The 22,449-nt window shown below is 70.0% G+C and carries 21 protein-coding genes and 4 tRNA genes; 16 read left to right on the plus strand and 9 right to left on the minus strand.

Annotation, left to right across the window (positions count from 1 at the left end):
* Positions 1 to 77 precede the first annotated feature (77 nt).
* Positions 78 to 752, plus strand: a complete 675-nt coding sequence (locus ISP_RS02960; protein ID WP_013222509.1) for a hypothetical protein — start codon at positions 78 to 80, stop codon at positions 750 to 752.
* A 34-nt stretch (positions 753 to 786) separates the two neighbouring features.
* On the opposite strand, the gene ISP_RS02965 is transcribed toward ISP_RS02960, so the two are convergent.
* Positions 787 to 1,278 (minus strand): YajQ family cyclic di-GMP-binding protein, encoded by a 492-nt coding sequence (locus ISP_RS02965; protein WP_013222510.1) that lies wholly within the window; start codon positions 1,276 to 1,278, stop codon positions 787 to 789.
* Between the two features lie 129 nt (positions 1,279 to 1,407).
* On the opposite strand from ISP_RS02965, the gene ISP_RS02970 reads away from it, so the two are divergent.
* From ISP_RS02970 to ISP_RS02980, 3 genes are all read left to right on the plus strand, one after another.
* A tRNA-Tyr gene (locus ISP_RS02970) sits at positions 1,408 to 1,490 on the plus strand.
* A gap of 664 nt (positions 1,491 to 2,154) precedes the next feature.
* A complete protein-coding gene (locus ISP_RS02975; protein ID WP_230468692.1) occupies positions 2,155 to 3,924 on the plus strand; it encodes a hypothetical protein in 1,770 nt (589 codons plus the stop codon).
* 489 nt (positions 3,925 to 4,413) lie between these two features.
* Entirely contained in the window at positions 4,414 to 5,244 is an 831-nt protein-coding gene (locus ISP_RS02980) for a class I SAM-dependent methyltransferase (RefSeq protein WP_013222512.1), read from the plus strand.
* A gap of 68 nt (positions 5,245 to 5,312) precedes the next feature.
* Here ISP_RS02980 and lon read toward each other — a convergent pair whose 3' ends face one another.
* The 3 genes from lon to ISP_RS02995 all read right to left on the minus strand — a co-directional run bounded on the left by lon (position 5,313) and on the right by ISP_RS02995 (position 9,686).
* Positions 5,313 to 7,715: an endopeptidase La gene (gene lon / locus ISP_RS02985; RefSeq protein ID WP_013222513.1), complete on the minus strand. Its 2,403-nt coding sequence runs from the start codon at positions 7,713 to 7,715 to the stop codon at positions 5,313 to 5,315.
* Between the two features lie 100 nt (positions 7,716 to 7,815).
* Entirely contained in the window at positions 7,816 to 8,667 is an 852-nt protein-coding gene (locus tag ISP_RS02990; protein ID WP_013222514.1) for an SAM-dependent methyltransferase, read from the minus strand.
* A 71-nt stretch (positions 8,668 to 8,738) separates the two neighbouring features.
* Entirely contained in the window at positions 8,739 to 9,686 is a 948-nt protein-coding gene (locus ISP_RS02995; RefSeq protein WP_013222515.1) for a GNAT family N-acetyltransferase, read from the minus strand.
* A 228-nt stretch (positions 9,687 to 9,914) separates the two neighbouring features.
* Between ISP_RS02995 and ISP_RS03000 the strand changes: the two genes are divergently transcribed.
* From ISP_RS03000 to ISP_RS03025, 6 genes are all read left to right on the plus strand, one after another.
* Positions 9,915 to 12,560 (plus strand): putative bifunctional diguanylate cyclase/phosphodiesterase, encoded by a 2,646-nt coding sequence (locus tag ISP_RS03000; protein WP_013222516.1) that lies wholly within the window; start codon positions 9,915 to 9,917, stop codon positions 12,558 to 12,560.
* A gap of 80 nt (positions 12,561 to 12,640) precedes the next feature.
* Positions 12,641 to 12,713, plus strand: a tRNA-Thr gene (locus ISP_RS03005).
* A gap of 128 nt (positions 12,714 to 12,841) precedes the next feature.
* Positions 12,842 to 12,914: transfer RNA gene (locus ISP_RS03010), tRNA-Met, on the plus strand.
* Positions 12,915 to 12,964: 50 nt separating this feature from the next.
* The gene (rpmG, locus tag ISP_RS03015) at positions 12,965 to 13,129 is read left to right on the plus strand and encodes a 50S ribosomal protein L33 (RefSeq protein ID WP_005152047.1); all 165 of its coding nucleotides are present in this window, start codon (positions 12,965 to 12,967) and stop codon (positions 13,127 to 13,129) included.
* Positions 13,130 to 13,211: 82 nt separating this feature from the next.
* A complete protein-coding gene (locus ISP_RS03020) occupies positions 13,212 to 13,661 on the plus strand; it encodes a MaoC family dehydratase N-terminal domain-containing protein (RefSeq protein WP_034285884.1) in 450 nt (149 codons plus the stop codon).
* Positions 13,658 to 14,098: a MaoC family dehydratase gene (locus tag ISP_RS03025; RefSeq protein ID WP_013222518.1), complete on the plus strand. Its 441-nt coding sequence runs from the start codon at positions 13,658 to 13,660 to the stop codon at positions 14,096 to 14,098. Before ISP_RS03020 ends, ISP_RS03025 begins: the two co-directional genes overlap by 4 nt.
* Before the next feature lie 12 nt (positions 14,099 to 14,110).
* Here ISP_RS03025 and ISP_RS03030 read toward each other — a convergent pair whose 3' ends face one another.
* The 4 genes from ISP_RS03030 to ISP_RS03045 form a co-directional block, all read right to left on the minus strand.
* The gene (locus ISP_RS03030) at positions 14,111 to 15,016 is read right to left on the minus strand and encodes an SGNH/GDSL hydrolase family protein (RefSeq protein WP_013222519.1); all 906 of its coding nucleotides are present in this window, start codon (positions 15,014 to 15,016) and stop codon (positions 14,111 to 14,113) included.
* Between the two features lie 35 nt (positions 15,017 to 15,051).
* Positions 15,052 to 16,011, minus strand: coding sequence for a hypothetical protein (locus tag ISP_RS03035; protein ID WP_013222520.1), 960 nt, complete (start codon positions 16,009 to 16,011; stop codon positions 15,052 to 15,054).
* Positions 16,008 to 16,358 (minus strand): GntR family transcriptional regulator, encoded by a 351-nt coding sequence (locus ISP_RS03040; protein WP_013222521.1) that lies wholly within the window; start codon positions 16,356 to 16,358, stop codon positions 16,008 to 16,010. Before ISP_RS03040 ends, ISP_RS03035 begins: the two co-directional genes overlap by 4 nt.
* 61 nt (positions 16,359 to 16,419) lie before the next feature.
* Positions 16,420 to 17,346 carry a TIGR03619 family F420-dependent LLM class oxidoreductase gene (locus ISP_RS03045; RefSeq protein WP_013222522.1) on the minus strand — a complete coding sequence of 309 codons (927 nt, stop codon included), beginning with the start codon at positions 17,344 to 17,346 and terminating at the stop codon, positions 16,420 to 16,422.
* 206 nt (positions 17,347 to 17,552) lie between these two features.
* Between ISP_RS03045 and ISP_RS03050 the strand changes: the two genes are divergently transcribed.
* From ISP_RS03050 to ISP_RS03075, 6 genes are all read left to right on the plus strand, one after another.
* A tRNA-Trp gene (locus tag ISP_RS03050) sits at positions 17,553 to 17,625 on the plus strand.
* A gap of 26 nt (positions 17,626 to 17,651) precedes the next feature.
* Entirely contained in the window at positions 17,652 to 18,092 is a 441-nt protein-coding gene (gene secE / locus ISP_RS03055; RefSeq protein ID WP_013222523.1) for a preprotein translocase subunit SecE, read from the plus strand.
* A 73-nt stretch (positions 18,093 to 18,165) separates the two neighbouring features.
* Complete coding sequence (nusG, locus tag ISP_RS03060; protein ID WP_013222524.1) at positions 18,166 to 19,032, plus strand: transcription termination/antitermination protein NusG; 867 nt, start codon at positions 18,166 to 18,168, stop codon at positions 19,030 to 19,032.
* 74 nt (positions 19,033 to 19,106) lie between these two features.
* Entirely contained in the window at positions 19,107 to 19,541 is a 435-nt protein-coding gene (gene rplK / locus ISP_RS03065) for a 50S ribosomal protein L11 (protein WP_013222525.1), read from the plus strand.
* A 192-nt stretch (positions 19,542 to 19,733) separates the two neighbouring features.
* Positions 19,734 to 20,453, plus strand: coding sequence for a 50S ribosomal protein L1 (gene rplA / locus ISP_RS03070; RefSeq protein WP_013222526.1), 720 nt, complete (start codon positions 19,734 to 19,736; stop codon positions 20,451 to 20,453).
* Positions 20,454 to 20,523: 70 nt separating this feature from the next.
* Entirely contained in the window at positions 20,524 to 21,297 is a 774-nt protein-coding gene (locus ISP_RS03075; protein ID WP_013222527.1) for an alpha/beta fold hydrolase, read from the plus strand.
* Here ISP_RS03075 and ISP_RS03080 read toward each other — a convergent pair.
* Positions 21,294 to 22,154, minus strand: a complete 861-nt coding sequence (locus ISP_RS03080) for a hypothetical protein (RefSeq protein ID WP_013222528.1) — start codon at positions 22,152 to 22,154, stop codon at positions 21,294 to 21,296. The two genes, ISP_RS03075 and ISP_RS03080, sit on opposite strands and share 4 nt — an antisense overlap.
* Positions 22,155 to 22,449 lie beyond the last annotated feature (295 nt).

Below are 22,449 nucleotides of genomic sequence, written 5' to 3' on the forward strand. Positions count from 1 at the left end.
TCACGCGTTCGGGTAACGCTCTTGCGCTGCGTGTCGAAAGATCACGGGAGGGGCTGCGGTGGCCCCGAGGGGGAAAGATGAAGATCCGGCTGGGCGGCCTGCTGCCGCTCTTGGTCCTGGCCTCGGCGTGCGCGCCGGCGACCGGCTACGGCGAGATCGTCGCGCAATCGGCGCCCGCTTTGCCTGCTTCGCCTCCTTCGCCGACCTCGTCGGCGCCGCCGGTGCCGCGTGACGTGCCGACGGAGACGCACACGGGCAAGGAGAGCGGCGAGTTCCAGACGTCATGGCCGGCGGACCAGCTGGGCTTCTTGACGTTCGAGTGCCCGAAGTGCACGTCCAACGTGATCGTCGACACCGACGGCGGCGAGCACGGCCTGGTCAACGCGATCGGCGCGTACAAGGGCACGAAGTGGATGAACACGGAGCCGGACCGCCCGGTGAAGCGGGTGACGGTCCACGCGAACGCCCCCTGGACGGCAACGATCTCGGATTACCGAAGCATCCCGACGGCCGAGAGCGGCAAGGACACCCCGGGCAAGAGCGAGGCGGTCCTGAAGCTCCCGGCGGGCGTGACCCGCATCCGCTTCACGGTGAAGACCCGAGGGAACGTCGCGCTGTGGGTGATGTCCCCGAAGGACCGCGACCTGATCCTCAACCAGATCGGCGACCTGCAGGTGGAGCGGGACGTCCGCGGGCCGGCGTACCTGCAGGTGGAGGGGTATGAGACGAGCTGGACGCTGACACCGTCCTGAGCGGGCACCCGGGGCGCGGGTGCCCGCGGCGGCGTCACCGGTAGTTGGTGAACTGCAGCGCGATCTCGAAGTCCTTGCCCTTCAGCAGGGCGATGACCTCCTGCAGCTGGTCCTTCTTCTTGCCCGACACCCGCAGCTGGTCGCCCTGGATCTGGGCCTGGACGCCCTTGGGGCCTTCGTCGCGGATGTACTTGGCGATCTGCTTCGCCTTGTCCGAGGCGATGCCCTGCAGGATCTTGCCGGAGATCTTGTAGATCTTGCCCGACAGCGCCGGCTCGCCGGCTTCGAAGGCCTTCAGGGAGATGTTGCGCTTGATCAGCTTCTCCTTGAACACCTCGACCGCGGCCAGCGCGCGCTCCTCGGTCTCGGACTCGATCGTGAGCGCCTCCTCGCCGGCCCAGTTGATCGTCGTGCCGGTGCCGCGGAAGTCGAACCGCGTGCCCAGCTCCTTGCTCGCCTGGTTGAGCGCGTTGTCCACCTCCTGGCGGTCGACCTTGCTCACGACGTCGAAAGAGGGATCCGCCACGTGTCCTCACACCTCGTACTCGCTTGTCAGGGGCCTCCCAGCCTAGCCCCCACCGGGGGAGGGGTATCCCGGTTGACCCCTGCTCGGACCCGTTGGGTAAGCTTTCCCCCGGCCGGTGAGACCGGTCTTGGCGGGTTACCCGAGTGGCCAAAGGGGACTGGCTGTAAACCAGTTGGCTTACGCCTACGGGGGTTCGAATCCCTCACCCGCCACACCAGTAAAGAAGCCCCGTGACCACGGCGTATGCCGGGCGCGGGGCTTCTTCGTGTGTGCGGCCGGATGCGGTGGTGTGCAGCCGTGTGCGGCCATCCGTGGGCAGGCGCCGGGGCTGACTACTTGGCCAGCGGTCGATCACCGCCTTGCAAAGGTGCGAACCCGTCTCGCCGCCGACCAGCGGAACGTTCGCTCCCCGGTCAGCGCTCTGCACGGCCTGCCGTTCCCCGTGGTTCCCCGCGCACTCCCCGGCAACGGGGCACGCGAAGGGCACGCGGGGCACAAGCGGCTGAAACACGCGGTAGTGGCCACTAACCGTGTTTCAGCCGCTTTCGTTCTTCCTGTGACTACAGAGACATAGAATTAGAGTGGGGAGAGAGAATTTACCGAAGTTGTCACCCATCTGTCACACCCAAACCCGCAGGTCATAAGGGGTGGAGTGACAGGGTGACAGGTGTGACAGCCTCGACACCCCGGAGGTGTCACAGCGAGCCCCAGCAGGCTCGATGGGGCCCATTGGGGCGGACGTGCGTAACGCACGGGGCGGCTCTCATCCCTGAAGTCCGGCCGGCTCGGACGCGGCCCCGTCCAAGCCGGCCGCCCACCGCGACGGGGTGGGTTATCAGATGTCACATTCCGTAGCACGTCATCGACTATGGTGGGGTGGACGAGACGAAGCCCCCACCCATGCTGATCGATGTGACCGAGCTTGAGCAACAGGTGGTCGACACCGCCCGCCGCGGGGAAGTCGCCAAACCCGCCATCACGATGACGGTGGAGGAGCTGGCGGTCACCGACGACCCCGACCTGCGGGTGCGAGCCGATCTGATCCGCGAACTGCTCCGCGGCCTGCGCGGTGGCCTCGACCCGCGCGGAGTCCGGATAGAGGGCGTGCGAGTCGTCGGACAGCTTGACCTTATTCAGGTCACCGCCGTCACTGGGCTGAACCTGTCCCGGTGTGCGCTCCCCGACGGCATCCGTTGCGAACAGGCGCACCTTCGCTACCTGTCGCTGAACAGAAGTCTGCTCGCTTACCTTTCAGCCGACGGCCTCCGCGTCGACGGCGGCCTGTTCCTGCGGGGCGCTACCATCACCGGCGCCGGTGAACTTGGGGCACTCCGGCTACTCAGTGCACATATTGGCGGCCCACTCGAATTAGAGCGAGCCACCATCACAAACACCGCCGGCCCTGCGCTGAACGCCGACGGCCTCCGCGCCGACGATAACCTGCTCATGGGGGGCGTCACCTTCAGCGGTGCCGGAGCACGTGGTGCGGTCCGGCTGCTCGGTGCCCACATTGGCGGTGCATTCGAACTCGATCAAGCTGCCATCACAAACACCACGGGCCCTGCGCTGAACGCCGACGGCCTCCGCGCCGATAGCGAGCTGTTCATGCGCGCCGCCACCATCACCGGCGCCGGTGAACTTGGGGCGCTCCGGCTGTCCGGTGCCCACATTGGCGGTGCATTCGAACTCGATCAAGCTGCCATCACAAACACCACGGGCCCTGCGCTGAACGCCGACGGCCTCCGCGCCGATAGCGAGCTGTTCATGCGCGCCGCCACCATCACCGGCGCCGGTGAACTTGGGGCGCTCCGGCTGTCCGGTGCCCACATTGGCGGCCAAGCTAGCCTATGGTCGTTCAGGCTGTACAACAGCTCAGGTCCGCTCCTGGAACTGCCGGAGGCGCAGATCACCGGGGCGTTGCTGTTCCCGCCGGAGGTCGTGTGCCCGGCCAGCCCACATGGAACAAGCCGTCGTGGCTGTCCTTACAGCGACCGCACCATCACAGTCCACGGATTGACCTACTCGACTCTGCGGGAGATCTCGTGGCGTCAATGGCTGCACCTGCTGGTCCACCACACCCCCACCTACTGGCCCCAACCCTTCCAGCAACTCGCCGCCACCGAACGCGCCGCCGGCCACGACAACAACGCCCGCGAAGTACTCATCACCCAACAAGACGAACTCCGCCGCCGCACCCCTGAGGCTCTGGGCAACCGGCTCGCACAATGGCGACACGGACTATGGGGCTGGCTTGGCCGCTACGGCTACCGCGCCCACCGCCTTGTCGCCGCACTCGTCGTCATACTCACCCTCGCCGCCGGACTCAGCCTGCTTGCCGGACAGGTCACCACCCACCCCGGCCACCACGCCGCCGAACGCGTCCCACCCGCCACCGCAAATCCCAACGCCCCTGGCACACCTTGCTCACCCGTCGAACTCATCGGCCTCGGCATCGACCGCGGACTCCCCTCGGCACCACCGGCATCCGCACCCACTGCGACCTCGACACCACCACCGGCTGGGGACAAACCTTCACCGCCGCCCTCTGGGTACTCCAAGCCCTCCTCTGGGGCCTGGCCACCCTCGCCATCGCCGCCTACACCGGACTCGTCCGCAAACCCACCTGACCGCCACCGCCTGACTTGAGCGAGATCTCGAAGCGGGGGGCTTGCCCGATGTACAGAGCGTCCGTGGACACGCTGTAAACCAGTTGGCTTACGCCTACGGGGGTTCGAATCCCTCACCCGCCACGTTCGTTCGTCAGAGAGCTCTGTCTGCGGAAATCGCAGGCAGAGCTCTCTTTCGTTGTGCCTTTCGGGGGTCGATCCCCCCAATCCCCGCCAAGTGCTCCGTCCCCTGACCTCCGGACGTGGTCACCTCGGTATTTCGAGGTGACCGGGAATTGATTCCCGTGCGCTGGACGCCGTATAAGACCTGGTGGTCAGCTATGTGCCGGATGGGCGATATCGGGCGTATTATCCGGTGAATCCGCAGGTCGGCGGACTCTGCTCGCCGATTCGGGCGAAGGGTCGCTCCGCCTTTCGACCTGTTTCAGAAAACATCGTAACGCATTTCTTGAGCGACTCGACCCGGCATGGGGGTGCCGGAAATTCCACCGAGCCGCTGGAGGAACACATGTCCATTCCCGTGACGTCGCGACCGGTTCGCGAGGAGCTGGTGCGGGTGCAGTACGCCGAACCCGCGCTCGTCGCCGGCTACGCGGACGACCACGCCGGATGGGGACCCACCGCGCGCTACCACCATTCGCGGCGCTACGCCATCGATCAGGTCCTGGCCGGCTGCCCCGGTGGCGACCTGCTCGACGTCGGCTGCGGGCCCGGGATGATGGTGCGGCACCTGCTCGACACCCGGCCCGGCGACTTCCGCATCACCGCGTGCGACCAGTCGCCGGCCATGATCGATGCCGTTGCGGCGCGCGTCGACGCCGATGCCGGCGTCAAGCTCGCCGTGGGCGACATCCAAGAGATGCCGTTCGGCGACCGGGAGTTCGATGTCGTCCTCGCGATGGGCGTCCTCGAGTACGCCGACGCCGCGCAGGCGCTGCACGAAGTCGCCCGGGTCACCCGGCCCGGCGGGCTCGTCGTGACGACGATGCTCAACCCGAAGAGCCCGTACCGGCTCTTCGAATGGGGCGTCTTCTGGCCCGCCCGCCGCACGCTCGGGGCGCTGGAGCGCGTTGTCGGCGTCCCGCCGTCGAGACGGCACGGTGCCCGCCGCACCGGGATCGTCGCGCTGACCCCGCGGCGCCTGCGGGAATTGCTGTGGCGCGCCGGTCTGCAGCCGGGGGCGGTCATCGCCTACGACGTCACCGCGTGGGTGCCGCCGGTCGACCGGCTGGTCCGCCGCCGGGACCGCTCGTGGCGGGAGCGTCCGGAAACGACGATCGCGCGCGGGGCGAAGCGCTGGCTGGGCACCGGCTACCTGGTCGCCGCCCAGCGGCTCTGACCACCGAAGAGAACGGCCGGTTTCCCTTGGGGAGAGGGAAACCGGCCGTCCGGGGGCGGCGCTCGGGGTTACGCCGCCTGGGAAACCGGCGTCGAAGCCGGGGTCAGGGCGAGGTCGAGGACCTCGCGGACGTTGGCCACCGCGTGGACGTCCAGCTGGGCCAGCACCTCGGCCGGGACGTCGTCCAGGTCCGGCTCGTTGCGCTGGGGGATGATCACCGTCTTCATCCCCGCCCGGTGGGCCGCCAGCAGCTTCTGCTTGACGCCGCCGATCGGCAGGACCCGGCCGGTCAGGGACACCTCGCCGGTCATCGCGACGTCCGCCCGGACCACGCGGCCCGAGAGCAGCGACGCGAGCGCCGTCGTCATGGTGACACCGGCCGAAGGGCCGTCCTTCGGGACCGCGCCCGCCGGGACGTGGACGTGGATGCCGCGGTTCTTCAGGTCGCCCACCGGCAGCTCCAGCTCCGCGCCGTGCGACCTGAGGTAGGACAGCGCGATCTGCACCGACTCCTTCATCACGTCACCGAGCTGGCCGGTCAGCTGCAGCCCGGACGCGCCGGACTCCTGGTCCGCCAGCGACGCCTCGATGTACAGGACGTCACCACCGGCACCCGTCACCGCCAAGCCCGTCGCCACGCCCGGGGTCGCCGTGCGCTGCGTCGACGCCGGGAGCGACGACTCGGGGATGTGCCGCGGGCGGCCGAGGTAGGTCTCCAGGGACGGAGCGTCCACGGTCAGCGGCAGCGAGACCTCGTCCAACGCGACCTTGGTCGCGATCTTCCGCAGCACCTTCGCGATGGTCCGGTTCGCGTCGCGCACGCCCGCCTCGCGGGTGTACTCGGCGGCGATCCGGCTGAACGCCGCGTCCGTCAAAACCACGTCCGAAGTGCTCAGCCCGGCGCGCTCCAGCTCCCGCGGGAGCAGGTGGTCGCGGGCGATGGTGACCTTCTCGTGCTCGGTGTAGCCGTCCAGCGTGACGAGCTCCATGCGGTCCAGCAGCGGGCCGGGGATGGTCTCCAGCGCGTTGGCCGTCGCCAGGAACACGACGTCGGACAGGTCCAGCTCGACCTCGAGGTAGTGGTCGCGGAACGTGTGGTTCTGCTCCGGGTCCAGCACTTCGAGCAGCGCCGCGGTCGGGTCGCCGCGGTAATCGGCGCCGACCTTGTCGATCTCGTCGAGCAGCACCACCGGGTTCATCGAGCCGGCTTCCTTGATGGCGCGGACGATCCGGCCGGGCAGCGCGCCGACGTAGGTGCGGCGGTGGCCGCGGATCTCCGCCTCGTCGCGGATGCCGCCCAGCGCCACCCGGACGAACTTCCGGCCCATGGCCTTCGCGACGGACTCACCCAGCGACGTCTTGCCGACCCCGGGAGGGCCCGCGAGGGCGAGCACCGCACCCGAACGCCGGCCACCGACCGGGCCGAGACCCGACTCGGCACGACGCTTGCGCACGGCCAAGTACTCGATGATGCGTTCCTTGACGTCGTCGAGACCGGCGTGGTCGGCGTCCAAGACGGCCCGCGCGGCCGCGATGTCGTAGCTGTCCTCGGTGCGCTCGTTCCAGGGCAGCTCCAGGACGGTGTCCAGCCAGGTGCGGATCCAGCCGCCTTCGGGGGATTGCTCGGACGTGCGGTCCAGCTTGTCCACTTCGGCCAGTGCGGCCTTCTTGACGGCGTCGGGCAGTTCGGCGGCCTCGACGCGGGCGCGGTAGTCGTCGTCCTGCGCGGTGCCGTCGAGCTCGCCGAGCTCCTTGCGGATCGCCTCGAGCTGGCGGCGCAGCAGGAACTCCTTCTGTTGCTTCTCCATGCCCTCGGCGACGTCCTTGCGGATCGTGTCGGTCACCTCGAGCTCGGCCAGGTACTCCTTGCTCCACTCGAGGGACTTCTCCAGGCGGGCCGCGACGTCCAAAGTAGACAGCAGCTCGAGCTTCTGCTCGGTGGACAGGTACGGCGCGTTGCCGGACAGGTCGGCGATCGCGGAGGCGTCTTCGACCTGCTGGACGGCGTCGATCAGCTGCCAGCCGCCGCGCTGCTGGAGGATCGAGATGACGACGGCCTTGTACTCGGCCGCGAGCTGCGCGGTCCGGTCGTTCGTGGTTTCGGGGGCGTCCTCGGCGTGCACCCAGCGGGCCGCGCCGGGGCCGTCGGCGATCCGGCCGACGAGCGCGCGGGCCGTGCCGCGCAGCAGGACGGCGGCCTTGCCGCCGGGCACGCGGCCGATGCGCTCGACCGTCGCGACGGTGCCGAACTCGGCGTACTCGCCGTGGACGCGCGGGACGATCAGGACTTCGGCCTTGGTCGCCGCGGAAGAGCGGATACCGGGGAAGGACGCCTGGCTCGGCGTCTTGGCCTGGGCGGACTCCACCGCGGCCCGCGTCTCGGTGTCGGTCAGGTCGAGCGGGACGACCATGCCCGGCAGCACGACGTCGTCATCGAGCGGGAGCACGGGCAGGAGGCGGGTGTCGGACATGTGCACTCCTCGGGTAGTTGAGTCTGCCTAGCTCAACTCTCCGATGGGTGTGTTTGTTTCCGATGGTGCGTTCGCCGACAGCGATCAGGGAAACCGCAGGTCAGGCGGGCTTCTCCGCGACGGCGCACCACGCGAACGGGCGGGCCTCCGCCTCCAGCGCGTTGATTTTCCGGTCCGGCCGCCAGTCCGGCAGGTGCACGATGCCCGGCTCCAGGAGCGGCCAGTCCCCGAAGAGCGGCTCGATTTCTTCGCGGTTGCGCAGCCAGACCGGGTTGCTCGTCTTCCGGTACTGCTCGACGAACCAGCGCAGCCCGTCCAGGTACGGGCCGTCGCCGTCGCCCTCGCTCATCTGCGAAATCGCCAGCCAGCTGCCGGGCGCGAGGGCGTCCCGGTACGCCGCCAGCAGCCCGTCCGGATCGTCGTCGGGCCCGACGAAGTGCAGCACCGCCGCCATGATCAGGCAGACGGGCTGGGAGAAGTCGATGAGGCGCTGCGTTTCCGAGGCGCGCAGCACCGACTTCGCGTCCCGCATGTCGGCCTGGACGATGCCGGCCCAGTCGGTCGCGAATTCCTCCTCGAGGATCAGCGTCGCGTGGGCGGCGGCGACCGGCTCGTAGTCGACGTAGACCACCTTCGCGTCGTGGTCCTCGGGCAGCTCCGCCTCGACGACCTCGTGCACGTTCCCGGCCGTCGGCACCCCCGACCCGAGGTCGATGAACTGCCGGATCCCGGCCCGCAGCGCCGCCCGCACCGCGCGGTTCATGAACTCGCGGTTCTGCTTCGACCCCGGGCGCACCAGCGGCCACTGCTGCTCCATGCGCCTGCCGAACTCGCGGTCCACGGCCCAGTTCTGGGTACCGCCCAGGTACCAGTCGTAGATCCGGGCCGCGGACGGCTTCTCGGTATCGACACCTTCCGGCGCTCTCGGCGCGGAATCCCGCTGGTCGGTCACTTGAGGCTCCCCTCGCTGGCGGCGGGGTTCAGCCTATAAGCCCAGCGCACCCGGGGTAATCCACCAGTGGTTCACCGAACAGCCGGTCGACGCTGCCAGTACGTCCACAGCGGGCGGTACCCCTGCGCGTACCAGAACGGCGTCGACAGCGGGTTCGCCGCGGCGTGGTGCAGCAGGACGACGTCGGCGCCTTCCTCGTCGAGGACGTGGTGGGCGTGCGTCGCCAGCGCGGTGCCGACGCCGGACGACCGCGCGGCCTCCGCCACGGCCAGTGACGACAGGTAGCCCACCCGGGAAGCGGCGACGCGGCCGCTGATCCAGCCGGTTTCGCCCGGGTGCTGGACGCTCACCATGCCGAGCGGACGGCCGTACAGCTCGGCGATCCACAACGGCGGCTCCGGCCGCTTCAGCTGCTCGGCGAGGTCCTTGGCCAGGATCTCCTCGACGCCGGTGCGCCAGTTCACCGTGCCGTACTGGGCGTCGTAGGAGTGCAGTTCCATGCCGAGCGCCACGGCCGTCTCGAGGTCGCCGGGCTCGGCGCGGCGGATCTTGACCCCGGGCGTCCCCAGCGGGGTCGCCGGGACCAGCCGCTGCGCGGGGCGGACCGCGACCACCCGCAGCGGCGCGAAGCCGTGGTGCAGCATTTCGCGCGCGCCGGCGGCGTCCCGGCTCGCCCGCGGCACGATCGCCGCCGTCTCGGTGTCACCCGGCTCGGCGACCGCGCGCAGATGTTCATCCCATCGGGTGAGGAGGGCATCAAGCACGGCCGCCGGCTGCGGGCCGGCCAGCTGGAGGTCGAGGCGGTGCTCGGTCAGCGCGCGCCACGGCGCGTTCGGGGCGTCGCGGTCGACCTGGACGCGGGACGCGAGGCCGGACGCCGCCGAGCCGCCCGTCGCGACCTCCAGGACCACCGCGTTTTCCGCTGCTTCGAAGGGAGAAGATCCGGGGAGGAGGGAGTCCACCGCCGCGAGCCGCGCCGCGTGCTCGGTGGCAATCACATCGCTGTGCATGAGCCCCATTGAAGCGCTACCCGGCCGCGCGTGCGAAGAGAACCGGCCCGGTTACGACACCTGCCGTTTCACCCCTTGGTCCACGCAGGTCAGCGCGTTCGAGGCATTGTTAACCCTGGGGTGATCTCCTACTGTCTCGAAAGGGACGCGGGTACGCCCTACGGGGTACGGTATGGCCCCTGTCCACACCCGAAGTCACGGATCAGCACCGGTGGACAAGCCGGGAGGGAAGGTCGGATGCCGGACACCAACGCCCACGGCGACGCCGTCGCGCAGGCGCAGCCCGGGCCGGGAGCCGCTTCCGGGACACCACCCGTCTCCGCCGAAGCCCGTACCGACGAGCGCCGGTTCCGCGTCTACACCTTCGCCGTCCTGAGCCTCGGGCTCGTCGCCGCCTTCGCGGTCGGTTCGTGGCTGCCGTTCCACTGGGACGACCGGCTGCTGTGGATCGGGCCCGTGCTCGCGGTCGCCTTCCTGCTCGCCGAACAGCTCGGCATCAACGTCGACGTCCGCAGCGGCATCTCGTGGACGATCTCCTTCACCGAGATCCCGCTCGTCATCGGGTTCTTCATCGCGCCGTTCGAGGTCGTGCTGGTCGCGCACCTGATCGCCGGCATCGGCACGCTGCTCGCCCGCAAGGTCGCCGGGCGCGTCCTCTACAACGCGGGCGCGTTCCTGCTCGAGATCACCGGCGCCTTCGCGGTCGCCGGGCTGGTGAAGTACCTCGTCGGCGCCGGGACGGCCGACAAGATCCCGTGGCTCGCCGCGCTGGCCGGCACCCTGACCGCGCCGCTGGTGAGCACGCTGCTCGCCCTGGCCGCGGTCCGCGTGCTGCGGCGCCGCATGCGGGTCAGCACCGCCGTCCGGCTCACCGGGCGGATCCTGGTCGTCGGCTTCGTCAACGCCTCCGTCGGCCTCTCCGGCTACCTCGTCATCTCCAGCACGCCCCAGGCGTGGCCGCTGGTGCTCGCCGTCTTCCTCGGCCTGACCGCGCTGTACTGGGCGTACTCCGACCTGCTGCGCGAGCAGCGGGACATGGAGGCGCTCTCGGACGTCAGCCTCATGGTGGCCCGCTCGGGCCAGCAGGCCGCGGCGCGCCCGGCCAGCCGCGCGGACGAGCTCGTCGGCGGTGTCGACGTCCGCGAGTGGGCGACGATCGCCGAGCGCATCAAGGACCAGCTCGCCGCCGGCCGCGTCGTGCTGAGGCTCCGGCTCGAGCCGAAGGACACCATGCGGATCGTGGTCGCGGGCGACGACCTGCCGGCCGCCGACCCCGCCGCCGACGACCCGCTGCTGCGGCTGCCCGGCGCGCACGTCCGGCACTTCCGGATCACCGAGGCCAACCCCGACGTCCGCGCGGCGCTGCTCGACCGCGGCGCGCAGGAGGCGCTCGTCGTCCCGCTGCGCAGCGCGAACCGGCTGCTCGGCGTCGTCGAGGCGCACGACCGGCTGTCCCGCTGGCGCGGGTTCGGCAAGTACGACGTCCAGCTGCTCGGCACCATGGCCAGCCACCTCGCGACGTCGCTGGACAACCGGCGCCTGCTGGCGACCCTGCGCCACGACGCCTACCACGACCCGCTCACCGGGCACCTCAACCGGCCGGGCTTCCGGCAGGTGGCGAAGGAACCGCTGCGGGACTTCGCCAACGCCGTGGTGCTGCGGATCGACCTCGACGTCTTCTCGACGGTCAGCGACGCGCTCGGCTACGCCTGGGCCGACCGGATGGTCGTCGCGGCCGGCCGCCGCATCCGCGACGCGCTCGGCCCCGACGTCCCGCTCGCCCGGCTCGAAGGCGCGTCCTTCGCCGCGCTGCTCGTCGGCCTCCCGCCGGAGGACGCCCACCGGGCGGCGGAACGGCTGCGCGAAGAGCTGTCGGCGCCGTACCCGGTCGACCGGCTGTCGGTCGAGGCGAACGCGATGATCGGCTACGCGACGACGTCCGCGGAAGAGCCCGGCGATGTCGTCGACATCGAAGGCCTGCTGCAGCGCGCCGACGTCGCCGTCCGCGCGACCAAGGGCGGCGAAGAGGTCCGCGGCTACGTGCCGAGCATGGGCCAGATCTTCCTGCGCCGCTTCCAGATGGTGACGCAGTTCCGGCAGTCCCTCGAGGACGGCCAGGTCAGCGTCCACTACCAGCCGAAGATCACCCTGCCGAACCGCCAGGTGCAGGGCGTCGAAGCGCTGGTCCGCTGGGTGCACCCGGAGTTCGGCAGGCTCGGCCCGGACGAGTTCGTCCCGGCCATCGAAGCGGCCGGCCTGATCGGCGTCCTGACGGGTTTCGTGCTCGGCGAGGCGCTGAAGCGCTGTCGCAAGTGGCTCGACGAGGGCCTGCGGATCTCGGTCGCGGTCAACCTGTCGGTGCGCAACCTGGCCGACGAGGACTTCCCGAACAAGGTGGCCCGCGAGCTGGAGCACTACGGCATCCCGCCGGAGCTGCTGACGTTCGAGCTGACCGAATCCGGCGTGATGTCCGACCCGCAGAAGGCGCTGCCGATCCTGCGCGAGCTGCACTCGCTGGGCATCACCCTCGCGGTGGACGACTTCGGGACGGGCTACTCGTCGCTGGCGTACCTGCGGCAGCTGCCGGTCGACCAGGTGAAGATCGACAAGAGCTTCGTCCTCGGCATGGGGACCGACCTCGGCGACCTCGCGGTGGTGCGGTCGATCGTCGAGCTGGGCCACTCGCTCGGGCTGACGGTGGTGGCCGAGGGCGTCGAGGAGGACGTGGCCCGCGACCAGCTCGAGGCGATGGGGTGTGACGTCGCCCAGGGTTACCTGATCTCGCGGCCGCTACCGGAAGACCGGCTGGAGGCGTGGCTGCAGGCCCGCACCGCACGCTCACCGGGACGCCACTCCGAGACCGTGTTGACCCTCCTGACCTGAGGTTTTGTGCTAAGGGGACCCCGGTTGCACGACGGGGCGACAGGACTTGCTAATCTTTCCAAGTCCTCGCGAGAGGCCAGGCCCCTTTAGCTCAGTCGGCAGAGCGTCTCCATGGTAAGGAGAAGGTCTACGGTTCGATTCCGTAAAGGGGCTCCGCGAGTGGGCGAGCTATGCTTGCATAAAGCGCAGGCCTAGCTCGCTTCGCGGTGTCCTCTGGGGGCCGAGCCCCCAGACCCCCGCCAGGGGGCAAGCCCCCTGGACCCCCGGGGTGGGCATGCTAGGGCGGTGTAGCTCAGTTGGCAGAGCAAGCGGCTCATAATCGCTGTGTCGCCGGTTCAAGTCCGGCCACCGCTACGCGGTAACGACGGGGCTGGCCCCCGGGACCTGAGAGAGAAGGAAACGCTGTGGCTGCCACCGACGTGCGACCCAAGATCACGCTGGCGTGCGAAGAGTGCAAGCACCGCAACTACATCACCAAGAAGAACCGGCGCAACAACCCGGATCGCCTGGAGATGAAGAAGTTCTGCCCGAACTGCGGTACGCACCGGACGCACAAGGAAACTCGCTGACGACGTAGCGCGTTCACACCAGCTCGAAGAAGCCGCCCGGAGTTGCTCCGGGCGGCTTCTCGCTGTTGGTAGCCTCGTCGCCGTGCCCTTGGACCAGTCGTTCACCGGGCGGAGTTATCCGCCGCAGACCAGCTACGAAGTGAGCCGGGAGAAGATCCGGGAGTTCGCCGACGCGATCGGCGACGCGAACCCGGTCTACCGCGACCCGGAGGCGGCCCGCGAAGCCGGCCACCCGGACGTGATCGCCCCGCCGACCTTCCTCACGATCATCAACCTCGCCTCGATCAACGCGATCGTCACCGACCCCGAGCTCGGCCTCGACTATTCGCGGATGGTCCACGGCGACCAGGGCTTCACCCACATGCGCCCGGTGTTCGCCGGCGACGTGCTCGAGGTGACCACCCACATCGACGCCATCATGGTCCGCGCGGGCAACGACTTCATCAACCTGCGCGCCGAAATCACCGACGCCGCCGGCCAGAAGGTCTGCACCACCCGCGCGCAGCTGGTGGTCCGAGGGGAGAACGCGTGAACACAGCTGACGGGGGTCCGGGCGGCGGAGCCCCGCATGTCACGGTCGGCGACGAGCTGCCCGCCCTCGAGGTCCGGATCACCCGCGAGCAGCTGGTGCGCTACGCCGGGGCGGCGCTGGACTTCAACCCGATCCACTGGAACGAGGCGTTCGCGAAGGACGTCGGCCTGCCGGACGTGATCGCGCACGGGATGCTGACGATGGCGGTGGCGGGCCGGGTGGTCACGGACTGGCTCGGCGACCCGGCCCGGCTGATCGACTTCAGCGCCCGGTTCACCCGCCCGGTGGTCGTGCCGAACACGCCCGAGGGCGCGCTGGTGGAGATCACCGGGAAGGTCGCCGACGTCAAGGACGACGGCGTCACGCGGATCGACCTCGTGGTGAAGTTCGACGGCAAAACGGTGCTGGGGAAGCCGCAGGCCCTGGTCCGCCGCTGAGCCGCAGCGCCGCTACGGCAGCTTGAGCACCGCCAATACCGCGTCGGCCATGCCCTGCTCCCCCCGGGCGTTCGGGTGGAGCGGGATGGCCGGCGAGGCGGGCAGCAGGCCCTCCACCCAGCGCGTGTCCGACGCCGAGCAGACGTCGTGGCCCTTGCCGGGGGTGGCCGTGTCCGCGTAGCCCGCCCGGTGCGCGTCCGCCTGGTCCTCCAGCATCTTGTTCAGCTTGCCCAGCGTGCCGCGGAAGTACTCGATGTCGCCCGCGCCGAACGGCAGGGACGGCCAGCAGCCGTTGCCGTCCGGGAGCACCGTCGGGTAGCCGACCACCACGACCTTCGCCTTCGAGGCCTTCTCGTGGATCCGGTCGAGGAGCGCACCGACCTTCGGGGCCGTCGCGTCGATGCGCTCGGCCAGCTGGTCGTGGCCGCCGGCCGTGAGGCGGTCCCGGCACGGTGCGGAGTTCTGGTGCGTCGTCGCGCAGCTCGACGCGAAGGCGATCAAGCCGATGTCGTTGCCGCCGATGCCCAGTGTCACCAGCGTCGTCTCCGCCGTCACCGCGTCCAGCTGCGGCGGGTTCGTCCCGTTCCCCGTCTTCTGCGCCTGGCTCAGGTGATCCGTCGTCGCGCCGCTGCAGCTGACGTCGGCGAACTGGGCCGGCTTCAGCTTCGCCGAGACGAGGTGCGGGTAGTTGTCGTCCGAGCGGTCGCAGCCGGCCGGGGTCCCCGCCTGGCGCCCGGTCCGCGGCGAGGACGTGTACGAATCCCCGAGGGCGACGTAGCGGCCGGAGCCGCCCCCGGTGTCGACGCCCTCCGGTGGCGCCGACGACGAGCCGTGCTGCCACTTGTAGTACCCGAAGGCCAGGAGCCCGACCACGAGCACGACCGCAAGGCAGCCACCGCCACCGCTTTTCTTCGCCACTTCTTCGTTTCTACCGAACCCGCCGCGCCGCCGACCTAGTCAATCCGGGTGATCCGCTGCGCGAGCAGGTCGTTGACCAGCCCGGCGCCCGTCTCCGGGTCGTCCACGCTCACCAGCACGGTCCGGCCGTTCTCGAGGGTGAGCGCCAGCGCCGGGCCACCGCGGACCTTGTACGCCGTCGTGCCGGTGACCGGGTTGAAGCGGAGACCGAGCCCGCCGTCGCCGAACGTCGTGAGCTCGCGCGTGGTCGCTTCGCGGATGGCGGCCAGTGCCCAGTGCCGCCAGGGGACGCCCAAGAGGCCGAAGCGGACCGTGACGCCCTTGGCGTCCACCGTCGCCGACAGCCGGTAGGTCAGCGCCGTCACCAGCAAGCCGACCAGCGCGATCCACGCGCCGGTGGGCCACGGGAGCCCGGCGGGCAGGAGGGCGATCGCCACCGGGATCAGCGCCAGCGCCCAGAGCATCGCCGGGTTCACCGCGCGGCCCGACCAGAACGCGCGCTCCCCGGGCCGGAGACCGACGGTCGGCCGGTGCCCCGGGGTCTCCCCGGGCGGCGGCGCCGGCAGGGCGCCGACGAGGGCCGCCACCACCCCGATGACGGCCGCGCCCAGCAAGAAGGGCACGACGACGACGCCGCTGCGGGCCGCGTGCCAGTCCGGGGCGTCGAGGTTCGCCACGACCACCGAGAGCAGGACGGCGGCCGGCAGGGCGGCGAACCCGGCCCCCACCCCGACGGTCGGGCGCGGCAGCGGCCGTCCGCGGCGCAGCGCGGTGACCGCCGACGTGGCCAGGAGCAGGATGGCGACGGCGCCGAGCCCCAGGCTGATGCCGGTGAACGCGGCGAGCGAGTTGTGGCCGTTCGGCGCGCTGCTCCAGTGCGTCGCGACGGGGTCGGGCAGCCGGTGCGCCCACGCGTTCTCGAGCACGCCCGCGACGGCGAGCGCGGCGCCCGGCAGCACGGCCGTGGCGAGCAGGACCCGGATCAGCTTGGTCATGAGTACTTCTCCTTCAACACCCCGGTGAGCTCGTCCAGGCCGACGCCCGCGCGCTTCGCCTCGCGGACCAGGTCCTCGGCCAGTTCGGCCAGCCGCGCCCGGGAGGGCGCGCCGCCGATGACGACGGCGCCCCGGCGTCGCCGCAGGTCGATGAGGCCTTCGTCGCGAAGCAGCGCATACGCCCGCAGCACGGTGTGGACGTTGATCTCGAGGGCCGCCGCCAGCTCCCGGGCGGGCGGCAGCTGCTGCCCGGCGGCCGGACGGCCGTCGGCGAGGGACCGGCGCAGCGAGGCAGCCACCTGTTCGAAGAGCGGGACGGTGGAGCTCGGATCGATTTGAACGAGCATAGTTCTAACTATAATAGAACAATGAGCGCCTGCGGGAGAGCTGCGTCACACGGACGGTGGGTCAGTTCGCGGTCGTGATCAAGTCGCCGGCGAGGTCCAGGGCGTGGTCGACGTCCTTCGCGACGTAGTGCAGGTCGACGAGCACCTCGGTGATGCCCAGCTCGCGGGCCACGTCGAGGCAGGGGAGGACGTCGGCGGCCGCCTCGACGGCGGTGCCCGGCCGCGGGTTGATCCGCAGCACGCGGCGCAGGGTGTCCGGGTCGCGGCCGGCCTTCCCGGCCGCGTCGAGCGCGACCGACCAGAGCCCGGTCAGGTACTCCTTCGGCATCCAGCCGGCCAGCCAGCCGTCCGCACGCCGGCCCACCCGGGCCAGCGCCGGCGGCGAGAACCCGCCGAGCAGCACCGGCGGGTGCGGGTCCTGCGCCGGGCGGAGGCCGACCGTCGACGGCGCGATCCGCCACTGCGGGCCCTCGTGCTCCGCGGGGTCGCCGGTCCAGAGCGCCTCGAGCGCGTCGAGCAGGTCTTCGAGCCGCTTGCCCCGGCCCGCCCACGGCACCCCGGTGGCGAAGTACTCCTCGCGCAGCCAGCCGAGCCCGAATCCGACGTCCAGCCGGCCCGAGCTGGCCAGATCGAGTGAGGTCAGCGCCCGGGCGAGCAGCACCGGGGAATACACCGGGCCGGTCAGCGCGCTCATCCCCAGGCGGGCCGTGCGGGTGACCGCGGCCGCGGCCGCCAGCGTCGTGAACGGGTCGGCGAAGGTGTCGAACTCCCGGGGGTACGGGTGCTCCGGCGTCCCGCCGCCCGGGTAGAGGTCCGACGGTTCGAGCGGCGTCAGGATCCGGTCGCCCACCCAGAGCGAGGTGAACCCGAGGTCCTCCGCGGCCGTCGCGAACCGCGCCACGGCGGCGGGTTCGGCGAGGGCGCCGTACTGGGGAAGTGCGAGGCCGAGCCGCATCGGAACCCCCGCCGGACGGGGGGTGGTCGTCATGGCGGACATCCTGGCATGATCAGGAGGTCGGCGGGGAGTTTTCCGCAGGCCGGCCGGGGTGTGGTGGTCGATCGGGGGGCGCGGTTGCGGCCTCTCGCGAGGCTTGCCGTAGACTTCGGGACTTGGAACGCACTACGGTCATCCCCGCCTGGATGGTGGGGACGATGGAATGCGTCCACCGGGGCTCCGAGCGATCGGGGCTCCACAGGGGTGTAGCTCAATTGGCAGAGCAGCGGTCTCCAAAACCGCAGGTTGCAGGTTCAAGTCCTGTCACCCCTGCGTAACGGAACTGGTGGAGCGGAGGAGTGGTCGTGAGCGACAGCGACGCCAGCGGCGGCGAGCAGGATCAGGACGGCGCCGGGCAGAAGCCCGAGAGCCCGTCCCGTCCCGTCACAGCCGCTGCCCGGCGTGAGCGCCGTGCGACCGCTCGCCCGGCGGGGAAGTCCGCGGCACGTGCGGACGACAAGACCCGTCCGGCCGGGAAGTCGGGGGAGAAGACGGCCCCGGACGCGAAGGGCGCTCCGACGCCGAAGCGGGACCAGAAGCCGAAGAAGACTTCCGTGTTCGCGCGGCTGATGCGCTTCATCCGCGAGGTCTGGGCGGAACTGCGCAAGGTCATCTGGCCCAACCGCAAGCAGATGGTCACCTACACCGTGGTCGTGCTCGCCTTCGTGGTGTTCATGGTCGGCCTGGTGAGTGTGCTCGACCTGGCATTCAAGTGGGGCATCGGCAAGATCTTCGGCTGACGCGCTCCGGCGCGCGCCGATTGGGGCCCAGGTCCCGGCCTTGGCCCGCAATGATCAACTGAGAGGACGGAACGTGACCTCCGACAACGGCACAGCAGCCGGTCACGACCTGACCGAGCTTTCCGACGAGCAGGTGCACGCGGCACTCGGTGACGAGGAGTCCGCGCACCTCGAGCCCGTCGACGTGTCGGACTCCGAGGTCGACGACGCCGAATCCGGTGCCGACGCGGCCGCTTCCGCCGACGAAGGCGACGACGTGGTCGACGAGGCCGCTGCCGACGAAGCTTCGGCCGACGAGGCCGAGCCCGCCGCGGACGACGAGGACCCGGTCGCCAAGCTGCGCTCCGAGCTGCTCGCGGCGCCCGGCGAGTGGTACGTCGTGCACTCCTACGCCGGGTACGAGAACAAGGTGAAGACCAACCTCGAGACCCGGACCCAGACCCTGGACGTCGAGGACTACATCTTCCAGATCGAGGTCCCGACCGAAGAGGTCACCGAGATCAAGAACGGCCAGCGCAAGCAGGTGCAGCGCAAGGTGCTGCCCGGCTACATCCTGGTCCGGATGGACCTGAACGACGCCTCGTGGAGTGCGGTGCGCAACACGCCGGGTGTCACCGGGTTCGTCGGCGCCACCTCGCGGCCGTCGCCGCTGACCGTGGACGAGGTCCTGAAGTTCCTCGCCCCGAAGGTCGAGAGCGAAGCCCCCGCGAAGTCGGGCAAGGGCGAGTCCACCGCGACCGCGGCCCCGCTCGGTGGCCCGGCCGTCGAGGTCGACTTCGAGATCGGCGAATCGGTCACGGTCATGGACGGCCCGTTCGCGACGCTGCCGGCGACGATCTCCGAGGTCAACATCGACGGGCAGAAGCTGAAGGTCCTGGTGTCGATCTTCGGCCGGGAGACCCCGGTCGAGCTGTCGTTCAACCAGGTCTCCAAGATCTGACGGCCGCCCGGTCGGCCGCAGTTCCCGTGTCCACGGCAGGTACGCGGGAAACGTAGTACAGGACAGGAAAAGAAATGCCACCCAAGAAGAAGAAGCTTGCGGCGATCATCAAGCTGCAGATCAAGGCGGGTGCGGCCAACCCCGCGCCGCCGGTCGGCCCCGCGCTGGGTCAGCACGGCGTCAACATCATGGAGTTCTGCAAGGCCTACAACGCCGCGACCGAGTCGCAGCGCGGGGACGTCGTCCCGGTCGAGATCTCCGTGTACGAGGACCGGTCGTTCGACTTCAAGCTGAAGACGCCGCCGGCCGCGAAGCTGCTGCTGAAGGCCGCGGGCGTGGAGAAGGGCTCCGGCGAGCCGCACAAGACCAAGGTCGCCAAGGTCACTTGGGACCAGGTCCGCGAGATCGCCAAGACCAAGGAGACCGACCTCAACGCGCACGACATCGACCAGGCCGCGAAGATCATCGCCGGCACTGCTCGGTCGATGGGCATCACGGTCGTCGACTGAGTCTTCTGCCTCGACTCCGTCGAGGCGGCGAAATCGCCTGGAAGCCGATTTCTTCCTTCCCGATCCGCTCGGCCCAGGGGGCCGATCGAATCGCTCAGTCCAGAAATCGGCGCGATTTCGCGCTAGCTCGAGTGGGAGAGCCCGTGCTGGCTCCAACCACACTGATCCGTTTTCGAAGTTAAGGACAGAAGCATGACCAAGCACAGCAAGGCTTACCGCCAGGCTGCGGAGCTGATCGACAAGACGCGTTTCTACGCGCCGCTCGAGGCTGCGAAGCTGGCGAAGGAGACCTCCAAGACCAAGATGGACGCGACCGTCGAGGTTGCGATGCGTCTCGGTGTGGACCCCCGCAAGGCCGACCAGATGGTCCGCGGCACCGTGAACCTGCCGCACGGCACCGGTAAGACCGCCCGCGTCATCGTCTTCGCCGTCGGCGACAAGGCCGCCGAGGCCGAAGCTGCCGGCGCGGACGCGGTCGGCACCGACGAGCTGATCGAGCGCATCCAGGGTGGCTGGCTCGACTTCGACGCCGCGATCGCGACGCCGGACCAGATGGCCAAGGTGGGCCGCATCGCCCGCATCCTCGGCCCGCGTGGCCTGATGCCGAACCCGAAGACCGGCACGGTGACCCCCGCGGTCGAGAAGGCCGTGAAGGACATCAAGGGCGGTAAGATCAACTTCCGCGTCGACAAGCAGGCCAACCTGCACCTGGTGATCGGCAAGGCTTCCTTCGACACCGAGAAGCTGGTCGAGAACTACGCGGCCGCGCTGGACGAGATCCTCCGCGCCAAGCCGTCGTCGGCGAAGGGCCGTTACCTGAAGAAGGTCACCTTCACCACCACGATGGGCCCGGGCATCCCGGTCGACCCGCTGCGGACCCGCAACCTTCTGTCGGACGAAGCTGCGGTCTGAGTCTGAGATCACGAGAAAGGGCGTCCCCGCTTGCTGCGGGGGCGCCCTTTCTTCGTGTCTTATTGACAGCATGCCGACTTTCGCGTCGTTCGACGGGCTCCGGTTGCACTACACGGTCTGGGAGGGCGACGGCGCCCGCCGCCCGGTGCTGCTGCAGCACGGTTTCGCCGCGGACACGAACGCGAACTGGATTTCCACCGGGGTCGTCGCGGCCCTGCGGTCGGCCGGCTTCACGGTGATTTCGCTGGACGCCCGCGGCCACGGCCGTTCCGAGAAGCCGCACGACGAGTCCCGCTACACCGAGGACGCGATGGCGCGGGACGTCTCGGCCCTGCTCGACGAGCTGGGCCTCGATGAGGTCTCGATGGTCGGCTACTCGATGGGCGCGATCATCGCGCTGACCGTGACGGCGGCGGACAAGCGCATCCGCAGCCTGGCCACGGGCGGCGTGGGTTCGGGCATCGTGGACTTCGGCGGCGTCGACCTGCGGGTGGTGAAGCCGGCGGACATCGCTTCGGCGCTGCTGGCGGAGGACCCGGCGTCGGTGCCGCCGTCGGGGGTGCCGTTCCGCTTGCTGGCCGACGCGGTGGGCGGGGATCGCCGGGCGCTGGCAGCGGTGGCTTCGGCTTCGCGGGAGGGGCGCCTGGACCTGTCGGCGATCGGGGTGCCGACGTTGGTGCTGGCGGGAGAGCAGGACCAGCTGGCCGCCCAGCCGGAGCGCCTGGCGGCGGCGATCGCGGGGGCGAGACTGGTCCGGATCCCGGGCGACCACATGACGGCGGTGATGTCACCGGCGTTCGCGGAGGCCCTGGTGTCGTTCCTGGCGGCTCCGCAACCGCGCTAGCGGCTGGTCGGCGTCGGCAGCGGGCAGGGCGTGGGCTCGTTGGTGTGCTCGACGATCAGCCATTGGCCCTTCGGCACCTTCGCCACGGTGAACGCGCCGAGCGCCGGGCCGCCTTCGATGCCGAACCGGCACGAGCTGATCGTGAACCGGTCGCCCGGGATCGGCTCCGAGACGTACGACGGCATCGATTCGGCGTACTGGTTCTTGTTGGTGACCTTGCGGTTCAGCTCGTGCACCGCGACCTGGCAGTCCGCGTAACCCAGGTCCTGGGCGAACTTCTGCTGGATCGGCTCGTCCATCCGCCCGCACGCCTGCGGGACGAGGTTCTGCGCGATGGCGTCGTAGACCTCGCGGACGGCTTCGTACGGGCTCGTCGAAAGGATGTGGTTGGTCTGGTACTTCCCGCCGCCCTCCTGGGCGAGCTGGGCGGAGGTCTTGCCCGAGTCGTTGGGGAAGAAGTGGTTGTACAGCCACGTGCCCGCGACGCCGAGGATCACGATCGCCAGGGCCCACGCGAGCACCTTCTTGCCCAGCCAGCTCAGCCATCGCGGCGCTCGACGGCGCTCGGTCGGGACGAGCTGGTAGCCGGGGGGAATGGCCGGAGGCTGCCCGCCCTGCTGGGTGGCAGGCTGGGAAGCGGGCGCCTGGACCATCCCGGCGTCCGGTGTGGGTGCCGGCTGGTTGCCCTGCTGAGCCTGCGTGAACCGCAGGTAGTCCTGGAACTGCTGGAACTGGCGGAACTGCTCGAGCTGCGCCGGGTCCACCGGCGGCTGGGGAGGAGACCCCGGGGTGGGCGTGTTCGGGCCCGCCGGTTCGATGTCCGAGCCCGGCTTTCCGTCATCGCGCTGCTCCGCCACGTCACCATGATGCCCTCCGGCGGACCGCAGGGAACCCCCAGGCGTCCTAAACGCAGGTCAGGGCCGGGGGCGAGAACAGCTCTCCGGACCCATCACGTACACTGGACGACGGTTCTACCGAAGACCGCTGGTTTTCCCCGCCCAACACGGGGAACGAAGGTCCCGCACTCGCCGGGCGGCCCGCGCAGGAGGAACGAGGCCGGGCACCCCAAAGTGCCCAACAACGCCCCGCGCCTGTCTGCGCGAGGGCGTTTCGTCGTTTCGGGGCTCCTCGAACGCCAGTGGAAACACTAGC

Origin of the sequence: Amycolatopsis mediterranei (assembly GCF_026017845.1) — a bacterium.
Classification (GTDB): Bacteria; Actinomycetota; Actinomycetes; order Mycobacteriales; family Pseudonocardiaceae; genus Amycolatopsis; species Amycolatopsis mediterranei.